This is a genomic window from Streptomyces antimicrobicus (assembly GCF_020532625.1).
In the GTDB taxonomy this organism is placed as follows: domain Bacteria; phylum Actinomycetota; class Actinomycetes; order Streptomycetales; family Streptomycetaceae; genus Streptomyces; species Streptomyces antimicrobicus.
In genome coordinates this window covers 20,274-34,441 of sequence record NZ_JAJAUY010000019.1, presented here as the reverse complement: position 1 = coordinate 34,441, position 14,168 = coordinate 20,274, and the positions used below count along the sequence as shown (strand labels likewise).

Below are 14,168 nucleotides of genomic sequence, written 5' to 3'. Positions count from 1 at the left end.
GACCACCGGGTGCCCCCCTCCCACCGGCAGGCGGGCCGTTCACGGGGCGGCCCGCCTGCCCGCTCCTTCCGCTCCCCCTCACCCCTTCCGGAGCAGCACCATGCACAGACGGATCACCACCGCGGCCGCGGCCGCCCTGTCGTTCGCCCTCGCCCTCGGTCTCCCCGCCGTCGCCCAGGCGCACGGGGACACGCTGAAGGTGGTCGTCACCGGCCATCGCGAGGGCCGTGTCACCACCGACGTCACCTGGGAGAACGACGGGGACGCCGTCGACGGGAAGGTGGCCGCGACCGTCAACGCGGTCAGCGAGGACGGCACGCGGACCACGGGTCCCTGGACGCTGGTGAAGGACGGCGCCTCCCCCGCCGGCTGGACCACCGCCGAGACGCTGCCCGCCGGCCGCTGGAAGGTCACCGTGGAGGTCGGCTTCCCGGGTCTCGGGCGCGCGGAGCGGGACCTCACCGTCGAGGCCGCCGCCCCGGCCCCGCAGTCCTCAGCCGCACCGCAGTCCTCTCCGGCCCCCCAGTCCTCTCCGGCGGGCCCGGTCGCGCCCACCGGCCCGGCCGCCTCGACCTCCCCCTCGCCCTCGCCCTCCCCTTCGTCCTCGTCCTCGTCCTCCCGTTCCGGCCGGATCGCGTGGGTGACCACCGCCGGAGTGGCCGTGGCCGCCCTCGCCGGTGCTGCGGTGGGGCTGTTCATCCGCCGCTCCCGCGTCCGCCGGCGCGGCACCGGAGGCTGATCCCGCCCGGATGCGGGCCGCCCGCCGGGAGCCGACCATGGAGCTATGCGCTGGACGGACCGCGAGGCCGCGGGAAGGCAGCTGGCCGCCGAGGTGGTCCGGGGGGACCTGAGCGGAGCGGTGGTCGTCGCGCTCCCCCGGGGCGGGGTGCCGGTGGCCGCCCCCGTCGCCCGGGCCCTGGACGCGCCCCTCGACGTGATCGTCGTCCGCAAACTGGGGGTCCCCTACCGGCCGGAGGTGGCCTTCGGCGCCCTCGGCGAGGGCGGCGCCCTGGTGATCGACGAGGACACCGTACGGGCCGCCGGCCTGGGCTCCGAGGAGGTCTCCGAGGTCGAGCGGCGCGAGCGCGCCGAGCTCGACCGGCGGCTGGCCCGCTACCGTGCCGACCGCGAGCGGGTGCCGCTGACCGGCCGGACCGCGGTGATCGTCGACGACGGCATCGCCACGGGCGCCACCGCCGCCGCGGCCTGCGAGGTGGCCCGCGCCCAGGGCGCCTCCCGGGTGGTGCTGGCCGTTCCGGTGGCCGCGCCGCAGGCCGTGGAGCGGCTGCGGCGGTCGGCGGACGAGGTGCTGTGCCTGTCGGCACCGCCCGACTTCGCGGCCGTCGGGCAGTGGTACGACGACTTCGCCCAGACCTCCGACGAGGAGGTCGCGGCCCTGCTGTCCCAGGCCGACCGCCGCGCGGCGAGGCGACCGGGACACGGCGGCCCGGCGGCGGGACCGGCACCGGCGGCCGGGTCGGGACCGGTGGAGGTGGCGTCCGACGGCGTGGTGCTGCCCGGCCTGCTGACCGTGCCCGCCGACGCCTCGGGCGTGGTGGTCTTCGCCCACGGCAGCGGCAGCAGCCGCACCAGCCCCCGCAACCGGCAGGTGGCCGACGCGCTGAACGCGGCCGGGCTCGGCACGCTGCTGTTCGACCTGCTGACCCCGGCGGAGGCGGGCGTGCGCGACCGCACATTCGACATCCCTCTGCTGGCACGCCGCCTGGTCGGGGCCACGCGGTGGCTGCGCGGGCGCTCCGCCTCGCCGGTCGGCTACTTCGGCGCCAGTACGGGAGCCGCGGCCGCGCTGGTGGCCGCTGCCGAGCCCGGCGCCCAGATCGCGGCCGTGGTCTCGCGGGGCGGGCGGCCCGATCTGGCCGAGGACCGGCTGGGCGACGTAGGGGCTCCCACGCTGCTGATCGTCGGCGGGGCCGATCCGCTGGTGCTGGACCTCAACCGGCGGGCGGCGGGCCTGCTGCGCTGTCCGCACGAGCTGGCGGTGGTGCCCGGGGCGAGCCACCTGTTCGAGGAGCCGGGGACCCTGGAGTCCGTGGCGGAGCTGGCCCGGGAGTGGTTCGTCCGGCACCTGGCCGCGGCCGGGGCGCCGTAGGACCCGCCGCCCTGCAAAGCAGAGGAAAATTCTCGGGGCTGCCGCTGCGGTTCCCGTACCGCGCGTTCATGCCGCATTGACGCGTTCTTAACACCGGGTGGCGCCGTTTCGGCGTGTCGGAACGACGGAATCCGCAGGGGATCGGCTATTGACCTGCGGATCCGGTGGGGCTTCCATGACGGCCCGGGAGCCCTCAGAACCACCCCGTGACCACCACCGCCCCGGAGGCGATACCGCTCCCCGCTCATCTCACCGCTCCAGCCGATCGGAACACGCCCCGATGTCAGACTTCCCCAGCGCCCCGCAGGCCCTCTCGCCCGGCACCGGGCCCGTCCCGCAGAAGCTCAAGCGTTCCATCGGAGTCGTCGGAGGGACCCTGCTCACGCTGTCCTGCGTGACACCCGCCTCGACGCTCTTCGTCGTCGTCCCCGACCTGTTCGCCGACCTCGGCACCTGGACGGCCCTGACCATCGCCATCGGCTCGCTGCTCTGCATCGGGGTCGCGTTCTGCTACTCCGAGCTGGGCACGCTGATCCCCAGCGCGGGCGGCGAGTACGCCATGGTCTCCACCCTCGCGGGCCGGCTCACCGGCTGGCTGGTCTTCGTCCTCTCCCTCCTCGTGGTGATGATCGTGCCGCCGGTGATCGCCATGGGCACGGCCGACTACCTCGCCCCGGTGGTGGACGTCCCGGCGCCCGTCGCCGGCGGCGCCGTGATGCTGCTCGCCACCCTGGCCGGCCTCCTCGACCTGCGGGCCAACGCCTGGATCACCGGAGTCTTCCTGGTCCTCGAAGTGGTCGCCGCGGCGCTGGTCGCCGTCCTCGGGTTCGCGCACGGCGAGCGCGGCGCCGACGCCCTGGTGCACGGCACCGCCGCCGCCGAGGGCGGCGGCCCCTCGGCCGTCACCGCGATGATGGTGGTCTCCGGCCTGGCGATCGCCCTCTTCGTCACCCAGGGCTTCTCCACCGCCGTCTACCTGTCGGAGGAGCTGGAGAACCCGCGGCGCAACGTCGCCCGGACCGTGCTCGCCACCCTGGCGATCTCCACCGCCGTCATCCTGGTCCCGGTCATCGCCATCACCGTCGGCGCGCCCGACCTCCAGGCGCTGGCCGACGGCGACCTCGGCGGCATGGTCACCGCCTGGTCCAACTCGGCCGTCGGCACCTTCGTCAGCCTCTGCGTGGCCCTCGCCATCGTCAACGCCGGCATCGTCATGGTGATCCAGAACTCGCGCGTGCTGTTCGCCTCGGCCCGCGACAAGGCCTGGCCCGCCCCCGTCAACCGCGCGCTGTCCCGGCTGGGCCGGTTCGGCTCGCCGTGGGTGGCCACGCTCGTGGTCGGCGTGCCGGGTGCGGCCCTGTGCTTCGTCAACCTGGACACCCTGTACGGCGTCACCGGGGTCTCGGTGACCGGGATGTACCTGCTGGTGGCCGTGGCCGCGCTGTTCAGCCGGCGCGGGGCCCACCGCGACGCGCCCGCGTGGCGGATGCCGCTGTGGCCCGCCGTTCCGGTGCTGCTGATCGCGGTGATGGCGTACATCCTGATCCAGCAGGAGACCCAGTACCTGCTGTGGGCGGGCGGGATCACCGCGGCGGCCACGCTCTACTGGGCGCTGTACCTGCGCCCGCACCCGGACGCGCGCTGGCTGGTCAGCGTCCCGGAGGACACCGGGCCGGAGCACTGCGGCGAGGAGCCGCGCGAGCCCGACGCGGTCGCGGTGGCGGTGGCGTAGGCGGCGGGCAGCCGACCGCGGTGGCGGCGGTCGCTTCGAGCGCTCGTCCCGCCCAGGATCCGTGTCCTCGGGAGGTGGAGCGGTCGCGGCCTCTATGTTGAGTGCGGCCGCACCGCCCACCGTTCGAGGAGTGATCCGTGAAGATGCTCATCAACAGCCCCGAGACCGTGGTCGCCGACGCGCTGCGGGGCATGGCCGCCGCGCATCCGGACCTGGACGTGGACGTGGAGCGGCGGGTCGTCGCCCGGCGCGACGCCCGGGACAGCGGCCGGGTGGGCCTGGTGTCGGGCGGCGGCTCGGGCCACGAGCCGCTGCACGCCGGGTTCGTGGGGCACGGGATGCTGACCGCGGCGTGCCCGGGTGAGGTGTTCACCTCGCCCGTGCCCGACCAGATGGTCCGGGCGGCGGCCGCGGCGCACGGCGGCCAGGGCGTGCTCTTCGTCGTCAAGAACTACACCGGCGACGTGATGAACTTCGAGATGGCCGCCGAGCTCGCCGGGGAGGACGGCATCCAGGTCGAACAGGTCCTGGTCAACGACGACGTGGCGGTCACCGACAGCCTGTACACGGCGGGCCGCCGCGGTACGGGTGCCACGCTGTTCGTCGAGAAGATCGCCGGGGCCGCCGCCGAGGAGGGCCGGCCCCTCGACCAGGTCGCGGCGCTCGCCCGGAAGGTCAACGAGTGCTCGCGCAGCTTCGGCGTGGCGCTGAGCGCCTGCACCACCCCGGCCAAGGGCAGCCCCACGTTCGAACTCCCCGACGGGGAGCTGGAGCTCGGCATCGGCATCCACGGCGAGCCGGGCCGCGAGCGGCGCGCGATGATGACGGCCAAGGAGATCGCCGAGGTCTCGCTGGGTCCCGTACTGGAGGAGCTGGCCGACATCGGCCCCGTGGACGCGCCGGTGCTGCTGCTGGTCAACGGCATGGGCGCGACACCGCTGCTGGAGCTGTACGGCTTCCACGGCGAGGTCGCCCGGCTGCTGGCCGACCGCGGGGTCACGGTGGCCCGGGCGCTGGTCGGGAACTACGTCACCTCGCTGGACATGGCGGGCTGTTCGATCACGCTGTGCCGCGCCGACGAGGAGCTGGTGCGGCTGTGGGACGCGCCCGTGCAGACGGCCGCGCTGCGATGGGGGCGCTGACCGTGCGTGACACGCAGTTCTTCCGGCGCTGGATGGCGGCGGCGGCCGACGTGGTGCGGCGCGAGGCGGCCCGGCTGACCGAGCTCGACTCCCCCATCGGCGACGCCGACCACGGCAGCAACCTGCTGCGCGGTTTCACGGCGGTGGAGTCGGCGCTGGCGTCGGAGCCGCCCGCGACCCCCGGCGCGCTGCTGCAACTGACCGGGCGGACGCTGATCTCCACGGTCGGCGGCGCCTCCGGCCCGTTGTACGGCACGCTGTTCCGGCGCGCCGGCAAGGAGCTCGGCGAGGCCGCCGAGGTCTCCGACGAGCAGCTGCGCGCGGCCCTGCAGGTCGGGGTGGACGCGGTGGCCCAGTTGGGCGGCGCGGCGCCCGGCGACAAGACCATGCTGGACGCCCTGCTGCCCGGCGTGGCGGCCCTCGCCACCTCCTACCGGGCGGCGGCCGACGCCGCCGAGCAGGGCGCGCTGGCCACCGTGCCGATGCAGGCCCGCAAGGGCCGGGCCAGCTACCTGGGCGAGCGGAGCATCGGGCACCAGGACCCCGGCGCCACGTCGTCGGCCCTGCTGCTCGGGGCGCTCGCGGACGCCGCCGGGGAGGGCTCATGAGCACGGTGGGCGTGGTGCTGGTCTCCCACAGCGCCGAGGTCGCGCAGTCGGTGGCACGGCTGGCCCAGGGGCTGGCCGGGGCCGGCGCGACGGCACGGGTGGCCGCCGCGGGCGGCACCGCCGGCGGGGAGCTGGGCACCAGCTCCGAGCTGATCCTGGCCGCGGCGCGGGAGGTGGACCAGGGGGCCGGGGTGGCCCTGCTCGTGGACCTGGGCAGCGCGGTCCTCACGGTGAAGGCACTGCTGGAGGACGAGGAACTGCCCGCCGGGTCGCGGCTGGTGGACGCGCCGTTCGTGGAGGGCGCGGTCGCGGCCGTGGTCACCGCCTCGACCGGGGCGGACCTGGACGCGGTGGTGGCGGCGGCCGGGGAGGCGTACGCGTACCGGAAGGTGTGAGCGGCCGCCCGCCAGGCCCCGCCTGCGGCGGGAGCCGGGTGGGGGGCGGGGCCGGGTCCGGGGTGAGCCGAATGGGGATGAGGAGGGCGGTGGGGCTCGCCTAGAGTCGCGCCATGATCACACCCGCGTATCCGCCCAAGCCCGTCCCCGGCGACAAGGTCGCCGTCCTCTCGCCGTCCTCCGGGCTGCCGGGGCTCTTCCCGCTCCCCTACGAACTGGGCCTGCGCCGGCTCCGGGAGGACTTCGGGCTGGTGCCCGTCGAGTACCCGGCGAGCCGCCGGATGGGCGCCACCGCCCGGGAGCGGGCCGACGACCTGCACGCCGCGTTCGCCGACCCGGAGATCAAGGCGGTGTTCGCCAGCATCGGCGGCGACGACCAGCTGACCGTGCTGCCGCTGCTGGACCGCGAGCTGATCCGGTCCCACCCCAAGCCGTTCTTCGGGTCCAGCGACAACACCAACCTCCTCCTGGTCCTGCGCAACCTCGGCATCGTCGGCTACCACGGCTCGTGCGTGATGACGGAGCTCGGCCGCCCCGGCGCGCTCGCCCCGCTGACGGCCGAGTCCCTGCGCGCGGCGCTGTTCACCTCCGGGCCCTACGAGCTCCGCCCGGCCGAGCGGTACCGCGACGTCGACCGGCCCTGGGAAGACCCGGCCACCTTCGCGTCCGAGCCGGCCACCCGGCCCGGCGGCGGGTGGCACTGGCACGGCCCCGCGCGGGTCGTGGAGGGCCGGACCTGGGGCGGGAACGTGGAGATCCTGTCCTGGCTGCTGATGGCGGACAAGGAGATCGAGCGGGACCCGGCGGCGTACGAGGGCCAGGTGCTGTTCCTGGAGACGTCGGAGGAGATGCCGGCCGCCGAGGAGGTGTTCCGGATCCTGCGGAGCATGGGCGAGCGCGGGATGCTGGAGCGCTTCCCGGCGCTGCTGATGGGCCGGGCGAAGGCATGGTCGTTCGACCGGCCCCTCGACGAGGCCGGGGGCCGGCGGTTCGCGCAGGAGCAACGCGAGGCGGTGCTGCGGGCGCTGGCCGCGTACGCCCCGCGGACGACGGCCGTGTTCGACGTCGACCTCGGCCACACCGACCCGCAACTGGTGATCCCGTACGGCGGCCTGGCCCGGGTCGACGGGGTGGCGCGGCGGATCACGGTGACGTACTGACGGATCCGGCCGGGCCCCGCGGTCAGGCACCCGAGGTCCCCGGCCCGGGAGAGGCCGGGAACCCCGGGCGGGAAGAACCGGGCCCGGGCGCGGAGATGCCCCGGTGCCTCGGCGGGGGTGGGTCAGCGGCCGCGGAGCTGGTTGAGTTCGCGGCGTTCGCGCTTGGTCGGGCGGCCCGCGCCGCGGTCGCGCACGCCCACCGCCGCCGCCTCGACCGGGCTGGGGGGCGGCGGGCTGTTGTCGACGTAGGCCTCGGCGGCGGCCGGGGCGCCCACCCGCTTGGTCAGCACCTGCCGCACCACGACGATCCGTTCGCGCCCGGCGTGGAAGAGCCGGATCTCGTCACCGGCCCGTACCGGCTGGGCCGGCTTGGCGCGCTCGCCGTTGACCTTGACGTGACCGGCGCGGCAGGCCGTGGCCGCGATCGAGCGGGTCTTCGTGAGGCGGACGGACCAGATCCAGGCGTCCACCCGTGCGCTTGCGTGATCAGCCATGTCCCGACTCTAGCGACCGGGGGACGGGGAAGGGGCGGGCCGTGGAGGCGCGCGGAGGGGGACGGCCCCTCGGACGATGCGACAAGTGCACCGCAGTTGCTATGTATTTCGGTCCTACAAACTTGCAGATGCGCCATTGGGCCCCCTACGGTGGCGCACATGCAGGACTACACCATCGGTCAGGCGGCGCGTCTGCTGGGCGTGAGCCCCGACACCGTGCGCCGCTGGGCCGACGCCGGCCGCGTCGCCACCCACCGCGACGACAGCGGCCGACGGCTCATCGGCGGCCGCGACCTGGCCGCCTTCGCCGTGGAGGTGGGCCAGGGGGCCCAGTCCGGCGAAGAGGAGCCGTACACCTCGGCACGCAACGCGTTCCCCGGGATCGTCACCGCCGTGAAGCTCGGCGACGTGGCCGCCCAGGTCGAGATCCAGGCCGGTCCCCACCGGCTGGTCTCGCTGCTGACGCGTGAGGCCGTCGAGGAGCTCGGACTGGAGATCGGCATGCAGGCCATCGCCCGCGTGAAGTCCACCAGCGTGCACATCGACCGCGCCTGAGCCGGGGCGCCTCCCACGGCGATGCGGTCGCCTTCAGCCCGATCCCGAGGAGTCCCACCACCATGTCCGTCATCGTGACCCGGCGCCGCGTCGCGGCCGGCGCCCTGACCTGCGCGCTGCTCGCCGCCCTGACCGCCTGCGGCGACGGCGGACCCGCCACCGGGTCCGCCGCCTCCGCCGGGGCCGAGCCGGCGAACCTCACCGTGCTGGCCGCCTCGTCGCTGACCGACGTCTTCAGGACGGCGGGCGCCGCGTACGAGAAGGCGCACCCCGGCACCAAGGTCACCTTCTCGTTCGCCGGCTCGCAGGAGCTGGCCGCCCAGGTCAAGCAGGGCGCCCCGGCGGACGCCCTGGTGACGGCCGACACCAGGACCATGGACGGCCTGAAGGCCGAGACCGGGACCGCGCAGATCGTCGCCAGGAACCGCCTGGTCATCGCCACCGGCAAGGGCAACCCGCACAAGATCGGCGGTCTGAAGGACCTGGCCGGCACGAAGCTGAAGGTGGTCCTGGCCGCGCCCGAGGTGCCGGTCGGCCGCTACAGCAAGGAGATCCTGGACCGGCAGGGCGTCACCGTGAAGCCCGTCTCCCAGGAGCCGAACGTGCGCGCCGTGCTGTCGAAGGTCGAGCTGGGCGAGGCGGACGCGGGCCTGGTCTACCGGACGGACTCGGCCAAGTCCGGGGACAAGGTCGAGACGGTGGAGATCCCCGACGACCAGAACGCCGTGGCCTCCTACCCGGCGGCCCCGCTGAAGGCGTCGAAGCACGCCGCTGCCGCCGCCGCGTTCGTGGCCTGGCTGAGCTCGCCCGAGGCGCAGAAGATCCTGCAGGAGGCGGGCTTCCAGCAGCCGTGACGGCTGCGCCCCCGCCCGCCGCCCGCCCTGCCGGCCGGTCCGCCGGCCCGCCGGGCGGGCAGGCCCGGCACCGACGACGAACCTGGTTGATCCGATGGTGACGACCCGCCCCCGCCCCCGACCCCGACTCCGACCCCGACTCCGCCCCCACCCGCGACCCGGCTCGGGAGGCCGCCTCGGCTCCGGAGCCCGCCTCCGCTCCGGGGTCCGGCTCCGCTCCCGCACGCCCCTGGCGCTCGCGCTGCCCGCGCTGCTCGCCGTCGCGTTCCTGCTGCTGCCCCTCGTCGGCATCCTGCTGCGCACCCGGTGGACCGAGCTCGGCAGCCACTTGACCGCCCCCGGGGTGCTGGAGGCACTGCGCCTCTCGCTCGTCGTGTCGTTCTGGGCGCTCGGGCTGTCGCTGCTGATGGGCGTGCCGCTGGCCTGGCTGCTGGCGCGGGTGGAGTTCCGGGGGAAGGCCTTCGTCCGGTCGTTGGTGCTGCTGCCGATGGTGCTGCCGCCGACCGTGGGCGGTGTCGCGCTGCTGCTCGGGTTCGGGCGGCGCGGGCTGCTCGGGCCGTGGCTGGACGAGACGTTCGGGATCACCCTGCCGTTCCACACCTCGGGGGCCGTGGTCGCGGCGACGTTCGTGGCGATGCCGTTCCTGGTGATCAGCCTGGAGGGGGCGCTGGGCGGGCTGCGGCAGAGCTACGAGGAGACGGCCGCGTCGCTCGGCGCCTCGCCGGTGCGGGTGTTCCTCACGGTGACGCTGCCGATGGTGGCGCCCGGGCTCGTGGCGGGCGCGGCGCTCACCTGGGCGCGGGCGCTGGGTGAGTTCGGCGCCACCATCACCTTCGCGGGCAACCTGCCGGGCACCACGCAGACGCTGCCGCTCCAGGTCTACCTGCTGCTCCAGGACCGCCCCGAGGCCGCCACCTCCGTGTCGCTGCTCCTGCTCGCGATCGCCATGGCGGTGCTCATCGCCCTGCGCGGGCGCTGGAACGGCATGCCGTCCCCCGCGCCCGAACGCGACGCACGGCCCGCCCCGGAGGCGGAGGCCCCGGCGGACCCGCCGCCGGCCGGGACCGGCACGCCGACGGCGGCCGCGGGCGCGGCCGGGGCGGCTTCGGACGTCGACGGCGGTGGGGAGCGGTGGCCCTTGTCGGCCCAGGTGAGCGGGTTCAACCAGCTGACGCTGGACGCCGCGCCGGGCACGACCATCGCCGTGGTCGGCGAGAACGGCTCCGGCAAGACCACCCTGCTCCGGGCCCTGCTGGGCCTGACCCCCCGGGCCCGGGCCGAGCTGCGGCTGGGCGACGTCGAGGTGACCGGTCTGCCGCCGCACCGGCGCGGGGTGGCCTGGGTCCCCCAGGACGGGGCGCTGTTCCCGCACCTGACCGCCCTGGCCAACACCGCGTACGGGCTGCGCGCCCGCGGCGTGCCCCGGGCCGAGGCCCGCAGCGAGGCGCAGGCGTGGCTGGACCGGCTCGGCGTCGGCCACCTCGCGCACCGCCGGCCCGCCCAGCTGTCCGGCGGCCAGGCCCAGCGCGTCGCACTGGCCCGGGCGCTGGCGGCACGGCCCCGGCTGCTCCTGCTCGACGAGCCGCTGGCCGCCCTCGACCAGACCACCCGCGCCCGGGTCCGGCACACCCTGCGGGCACACCTGTCCGGCTTCCCGGGGGTCTGCCTGATCGTCACCCACGACCCCGTCGAGGCCGTCTCGCTGGCCGACCGGGTCCTGGTCCTCTCCGAGGGCCGGGCCCTGCAGGACGCGGCCCCGGCCGAGGTCACCCGGCACCCCCGCTCCCCCTGGGTGGCCCGCATGCTGGGCCGCAACGCCTGGCCCGGCACGGCCGGCACGGACGGCCTGGCCCTGCCCGGCGGCGGCCACGTGGTCACCGCCGACACCCTGCCGGCCGGTACGGAGGCCCTGGCCGTCGTCGCCCCCGAGGCCGTCTCGGTGCACCGCACCCGCCCGGCGGGCAGCCCCCGCAACGTCTGGCCGGGCACGGTCCGCGAGATCACCACGGCAGGCAGCCGGCTCCGCGTCCTGATCACCTCCCCCCAGGCCCCCGACCTGGTCGCCGAGATCACCCCGGCGGCCGCGGCCGACCTGGGCCTGAAGGACGGCTCGGACGTCTGGACGAGCGTCAAGGCCACGGAGATCACCCTCGTCGCCCTGTGACACCACACGCCGGCCGGTGCTTGAGCCCCTGGGCCGCCGGACGCGGACGGCCTCAGAGCCGGCTGCCGGGGGCCGGGGCCGGCCGCGCCCCCGGCGCGACGCGGTAGTGGAGGTGGACGACGCGGGGGCCGACGCGGCGGGTCTCGACGAGGTCGAGGTCCACCCGGCGCGCGAGCCGCGCGAAGAACGGGACGCCGCCGCCGACCAGCACCGGATGGACCCTGACCCGGTACTCGTCGATCAGTCCCGCCGCGGCGGCCCCGGCCGCGAGCGTCGCGCCGCCGATCGCGATGTCGCCCTCCCCCGGCTCGGCCCGCAGCCGCTCGATCTCCTCCGCCAGGCCTGCGCAGGCCAGCCGGGCATTGCCCTGGACCTCCGACAAGGTGGTGGAGAACACCACCTTCGGCAGCGGCTTCCAGAGCGCGGTCCATTCGCGACCGGCGTCGTCGAGCGTCGGGTCCTGGTCGGCGGTCTCCCAGTACAGCATCGTCTCGTACAGGCGGCGGCCCATCAGGTGGACGCCGACCCCCCGGAGCTCCTCGATGCAGAAGCGGAAGACCTCCTCGTCGGGCGCCGTCCAGTCGAAGCGGCCGTCCGGCCCGATGACGTAGCCGTCCGCCGAGGCCGCCATCGAGTACGTCACGTTGCGCATACGCAATCCTTTCCTCAGGACGCGGCCGGGCCCACGTGGAATTCGCACCACACGCACTTCCCCCCGCCCCTGGGCTCGACCCCCCACGCGTCGGCCAGCCGGTCCACCAGGAGCAGGCCGCGGCCCGAGACCGCCCAGTCGCCCGCCTCGCGGCGGCGGGGCAGGGCGCTGGAGGTGTCCTCGACCTCGACGCGGATCCGGCCGTCGATGGTCAGGCGGAGGCTGACCTCGCCGCCGCCCTGGGTGTGGACCAGGGCGTTGGTCATCAGCTCGTCCGCCGCCAGTTCGATCTCGTCCGCGCGCTCCGGCGCGCCCCAGGCGGCGGCCGCCGCCCGGACGAGGTGGCGGGCCGTGGTGGGGCCCTCGGGGTCGCCCGGGGTGAGGTGCTGGCGCAGCGGGCCGCTGCCGCGCGGGCCGGGGCTGCCGCGTCGGCGCAGCACCAGCAGGGCCATGTCGTCCCCGCCCCCGCTGTCGCCGACCAGGTCGCACAGCGCGTCCGCGAGTTCCTCGACGTCCGTCGGGCCGGTGCGCACGGCCGCCATGAGTTCGCCCAGGCCGCTGTCCGGGTCGTCTCCCGGCCGCTCGATCAGCCCGTCGGTGCACAGCAGCAGCGTGTCGCCCGGGTGGAGTTCCAGCGTGGTGACCGGGTAGCCCGAGCCGGTCCCCGGCAGTTCGCGCATCGGCAGCCCGAGCGGCAGGCCGCCCGCGACCGCGATCCGGTGGCAGCTGCCGTCGCCGCGCCGTACGACCGGGTCGAGGTGCCCGGCCCGGACCAGCTGGACCTGGCCGGTGTTGAGGTCCACCTGGGCGTAGGTGCACGTGGCGAACCGTTCCGTCTCCAGGTCCCGCAGGAACGCCGAGGCCCGCGCCATCGCCGCTCCGGGCGTGTGCCCTTCGGTGACGTACGCGCGCATCACGATGCGCAGCTGGCCCATCACGGCGGCCGCGTCCGTGTCGTGTCCCTCGACGTCGCCGATCATCACGCCGACGCGGCCCTCGCCGAGCGGGATCACGTCGTACCAGTCGCCGCCGATGTCCCGTCCCATGCGCGCGGCCCGGTACCGCACGGCGATCTGCGCGCCGGCCACGGCGGGGATCCGGCGCGGCAGCATGGCCCGCTGGAGCCCTTCCGCGAGGTCGTGCTCCTGCTCGAAGAGCATCGCCCGTTGCAGGCTCTGCGCGATCCCGCTGCCGAGCGCCACCAGTACGTTGCGTTCCTCGGCGGTGAAGTCGCCCTCGCGCGTGTACAGCAGGCCCAGCGCGCCGATGGTACGGCCCTGCGCGATCAGCGGCAGGTAGACCCCGCTGCGGACGGACAGCGGTTCGATGTAGGGCCACAGGAGCGGGAACCGCTGCTCGAACTCCTCGCGGGAGGCGATCAGCACCGGCCGCATGGTGCGCACGGCCACGCTCATCGGGAACTCGGCGTCGATGCGGGTGTACTCGATCTCGGGCACGTAGCTGCCCAGCTGGCCCTCGGCGACCAGGTGGATCCGGGCGCCGTCGACGACGCCGAGCATCACGCTGACCGCGCCCAGATGGCTCAGCGCCTCCGGGTCCTTGAGGATGTCGGTGACGTCGTTGACGGTGCGGGCGTGGGCCAGGATCGCGGTGGTGCGCTCGACCACGCCGGTCATCCGCAGCCGGCCCTCGTCGGCCTCGGCGTGGGCGCCGGGTTCGCGCGGGTCGAGGTCGGCGTCGCGGACCACGCCGATGATCCGGTACGGGCGGCCGGTCGGATCGCGCCGGATGTGGCCCTGGATGTGGGTCCAGCGGGTGCTGCCGTCGGGCCGGCGGATCCGGAAGTAGGCGCCGTACTCGGTGCGGCCGTCCTTGAGGGCCTGGGCGACCCGCGCGTCGAGCCGGGCCTCCTCGGCGGGCGGGATCCGGGTCCGCAGCCCTTCGGGGGTGCCGGTGAACTCGTCCGGGCGCAGCGCGAAGACCTCCAGGGCGGTGGGGTCCAGGTGGAGCTGCCCGCCGTCGAGGTCCCAGTCGAAGGTGCCCATGCGGTTGAGCGCCAGGCTCAGGTCCGGTCGAGCGGGCCACTCGACCTCCGGGGGGTCTCCCCTGTCGGCCATGCAGCCAGGGTCTCACCGATCGGTGCCGTGCGCGGAGGCAGACGCGCGTCACGCAGGGTGACGCCCCGTGACGCGGCGCGCGCCACCGTTCAGCGCCTCGCCCGCCCGCGCCCGGCCACGGCCGCCCGCGGCCGCCGGCCCGACCCGCCCCGGGCCGTTCCCGCGGCTGCGGAACACCAAGGAGGCGCGAGGAAGCCCGGGTTGGGAGCCGGCCGCGCCCCCCG

The 14,168-nt window shown here is 75.5% G+C and carries 13 protein-coding genes; 10 read left to right on the top strand and 3 right to left on the bottom strand.

From position 1 onward, the window contains the following. Window positions 1-100 precede the first annotated feature (100 nt). The 7 genes from LG632_RS07755 (at window position 101) to LG632_RS07725 (ending at window position 7,147) form a co-directional block, all read left to right on the top strand. Window positions 101-739 carry a hypothetical protein gene (locus LG632_RS07755; protein WP_226726103.1) on the top strand — a complete coding sequence of 213 codons (639 nt, stop codon included), beginning with the start codon at window positions 101-103 and terminating at the stop codon, window positions 737-739. A 45-nt stretch (window positions 740-784) separates the two neighbouring features. Then, complete coding sequence (locus LG632_RS07750; RefSeq protein WP_226726102.1) at window positions 785-2,110, top strand: phosphoribosyltransferase family protein; 1,326 nt, start codon at window positions 785-787, stop codon at window positions 2,108-2,110. Between the two features lie 280 nt (window positions 2,111-2,390). After that, window positions 2,391-3,842: an APC family permease gene (locus tag LG632_RS07745; protein WP_226726101.1), complete on the top strand. Its 1,452-nt coding sequence runs from the start codon at window positions 2,391-2,393 to the stop codon at window positions 3,840-3,842. A 137-nt stretch (window positions 3,843-3,979) separates the two neighbouring features. Continuing rightward, window positions 3,980-4,984: a dihydroxyacetone kinase subunit DhaK gene (dhaK, locus tag LG632_RS07740; RefSeq protein ID WP_226726100.1), complete on the top strand. Its 1,005-nt coding sequence runs from the start codon at window positions 3,980-3,982 to the stop codon at window positions 4,982-4,984. Window positions 4,985-4,986: 2 nt separating this feature from the next. Then, the gene (dhaL, locus tag LG632_RS07735) at window positions 4,987-5,592 is read left to right on the top strand and encodes a dihydroxyacetone kinase subunit DhaL (protein ID WP_226726099.1); all 606 of its coding nucleotides are present in this window, start codon (window positions 4,987-4,989) and stop codon (window positions 5,590-5,592) included. Then, entirely contained in the window at window positions 5,589-5,987 is a 399-nt protein-coding gene (locus LG632_RS07730; protein WP_226726098.1) for a PTS-dependent dihydroxyacetone kinase phosphotransferase subunit DhaM, read from the top strand. Before dhaL ends, LG632_RS07730 begins: the two co-directional genes overlap by 4 nt. A gap of 113 nt (window positions 5,988-6,100) precedes the next feature. After that, window positions 6,101-7,147 carry a S66 family peptidase gene (locus tag LG632_RS07725; RefSeq protein ID WP_226726097.1) on the top strand — a complete coding sequence of 349 codons (1,047 nt, stop codon included), beginning with the start codon at window positions 6,101-6,103 and terminating at the stop codon, window positions 7,145-7,147. Between the two features lie 122 nt (window positions 7,148-7,269). On the opposite strand, the gene LG632_RS07720 is transcribed toward LG632_RS07725, so the two are convergent. After that, a complete protein-coding gene (locus LG632_RS07720) occupies window positions 7,270-7,641 on the bottom strand; it encodes an RNA-binding S4 domain-containing protein (protein ID WP_226726096.1) in 372 nt (123 codons plus the stop codon). Between the two features lie 159 nt (window positions 7,642-7,800). Between LG632_RS07720 and LG632_RS07715 the strand changes: the two genes are divergently transcribed. From LG632_RS07715 to LG632_RS07705, 3 genes are all read left to right on the top strand, one after another. Beyond that, window positions 7,801-8,196, top strand: coding sequence for a TOBE domain-containing protein (locus tag LG632_RS07715; RefSeq protein ID WP_226726095.1), 396 nt, complete (start codon window positions 7,801-7,803; stop codon window positions 8,194-8,196). A gap of 62 nt (window positions 8,197-8,258) precedes the next feature. Continuing rightward, window positions 8,259-9,050, top strand: a complete 792-nt coding sequence (gene modA / locus LG632_RS07710) for a molybdate ABC transporter substrate-binding protein (RefSeq protein WP_226726094.1) — start codon at window positions 8,259-8,261, stop codon at window positions 9,048-9,050. A 94-nt stretch (window positions 9,051-9,144) separates the two neighbouring features. Continuing rightward, on the top strand, window positions 9,145-11,214 hold the full coding sequence (locus tag LG632_RS07705; protein WP_226726093.1) for an ABC transporter permease: 2,070 nt from the start codon (window positions 9,145-9,147) through the stop codon (window positions 11,212-11,214). Window positions 11,215-11,266: 52 nt separating this feature from the next. Here LG632_RS07705 and LG632_RS07700 read toward each other — a convergent pair whose 3' ends face one another. Both LG632_RS07700 and LG632_RS07695 read right to left on the bottom strand, forming a co-directional pair. After that, window positions 11,267-11,866, bottom strand: a complete 600-nt coding sequence (locus LG632_RS07700) for a dihydrofolate reductase family protein (protein ID WP_226726092.1) — start codon at window positions 11,864-11,866, stop codon at window positions 11,267-11,269. A gap of 14 nt (window positions 11,867-11,880) precedes the next feature. Further along, the gene (locus LG632_RS07695; protein WP_226726091.1) at window positions 11,881-13,944 is read right to left on the bottom strand and encodes a SpoIIE family protein phosphatase; all 2,064 of its coding nucleotides are present in this window, start codon (window positions 13,942-13,944) and stop codon (window positions 11,881-11,883) included. Window positions 13,945-14,168: the final 224 nt, after the last annotated feature.

Coding starts and splice junctions, on each gene's coding strand:
- LG632_RS07725 (WP_226726097.1), top strand. CDS start 6,101: ATGATCACACCCGCGTATCCGCCCAAGCCCGTCCCCGGCGACAAGGTC.
- LG632_RS07700 (WP_226726092.1), bottom strand. CDS start 11,866: ATGCGCAACGTGACGTACTCGATGGCGGCCTCGGCGGACGGCTACGTC.
- LG632_RS07755 (WP_226726103.1), top strand. CDS start 101: ATGCACAGACGGATCACCACCGCGGCCGCGGCCGCCCTGTCGTTCGCC.
- LG632_RS07715 (WP_226726095.1), top strand. CDS start 7,801: ATGCAGGACTACACCATCGGTCAGGCGGCGCGTCTGCTGGGCGTGAGC.
- LG632_RS07720 (WP_226726096.1), bottom strand. CDS start 7,641: ATGGCTGATCACGCAAGCGCACGGGTGGACGCCTGGATCTGGTCCGTC.
- LG632_RS07695 (WP_226726091.1), bottom strand. CDS start 13,944: ATGGCCGACAGGGGAGACCCCCCGGAGGTCGAGTGGCCCGCTCGACCG.
- LG632_RS07750 (WP_226726102.1), top strand. CDS start 785: ATGCGCTGGACGGACCGCGAGGCCGCGGGAAGGCAGCTGGCCGCCGAG.
- LG632_RS07730 (WP_226726098.1), top strand. CDS start 5,589: ATGAGCACGGTGGGCGTGGTGCTGGTCTCCCACAGCGCCGAGGTCGCG.
- LG632_RS07745 (WP_226726101.1), top strand. CDS start 2,391: ATGTCAGACTTCCCCAGCGCCCCGCAGGCCCTCTCGCCCGGCACCGGG.
- LG632_RS07705 (WP_226726093.1), top strand. CDS start 9,145: ATGGTGACGACCCGCCCCCGCCCCCGACCCCGACTCCGACCCCGACTC.
- modA (WP_226726094.1), top strand. CDS start 8,259: ATGTCCGTCATCGTGACCCGGCGCCGCGTCGCGGCCGGCGCCCTGACC.